Raw genomic sequence first — 993 nt, forward strand, 5'->3', positions numbered from 1 at the left:
TGATGGTAGAGAATATGATTATAACTCTTATAAATATAAATCAAATACATCACAACTTTGGGTATGGGATAGAACATTCATAAAAGATGAATTTGCAATAAAATATCCAGGTACTTGGAAGGTAGAACTCTATATTAATGGGAAATACTTAATGAGTAAAAAGTTTACACTTGAATTTGATAAAAAATATGAAATTGTAAAACCAAATATCAATATTGGGGTAATAAACTTTAGGTCAAAAAAATTAAGTAGATACAAAATTGGAAGTGGTATAGGTGAATACTTAGCTCATGGAATTTTAGACTCAAATAAAAATATTAAAGTTGTACATCCAAAAGAAATGAAAAGATATCAACCAAATATGCAAATTCCTGAAGAAAAATATGAAGCAACAATATTAGCAGATATTAGTTCAAGTGAATCTCAAATTTTAGAATATGCATTTAAACATAAATTAGACTATGTGATATCTGGTTTAGCAAAAGCCAGTGTTGAATCAAATTCTTTTGATATTGAAATAGAATCATATTTATTAGATGTTAAATCTAAAAAATTAATAGCAAAAAAGAAAACAGTTCATGCAGTTAGTCTAAATCAAGCTCGACAAATAAGTTTAAGTAAAGCTTGGCGTTCAGAATATAATAAGGCAGTAAAAATGAATTTAAATGAATTAACACCTATTTTAAAGGGGCTTTAATTTAAAACTATAACTAATCAAGTAATTATTACTTGATTAGTTATTAATATCTCTACAAGTCACCTAATCAAACACTTCTTTAAATATTCATCACTAGGTCTAATATATCTCATAGTAGTTTTTATATCACTATTCCTAATAAACTCTTTTATAAATTTAATATTAATAGCTTTAGACATATTTGTAATGATTCCCGACATAGAAAAATGCTAAATATATTGGAATCTGCAATGTGGGTAAACTCTTATTCTAAAGATGAGTTATAAAAATATTTATTTACAAGTTCAACAACCTGT

Annotated in this window: 1 protein-coding gene; it reads left to right on the top strand. The window is 25.3% G+C overall.

All coding sequences use genetic code 11. The features are described from left to right. Positions 1-697: hypothetical protein (locus tag GBG18_RS15445; RefSeq protein WP_193311186.1), on the top strand; the 697-nt coding region annotated here is incomplete at its 5' end. Positions 698-993: the final 296 nt, after the last annotated feature.

The organism is Poseidonibacter ostreae, from assembly GCF_009208075.1.
Lineage (GTDB): Bacteria > Campylobacterota > Campylobacteria > Campylobacterales > Arcobacteraceae > Poseidonibacter > Poseidonibacter ostreae.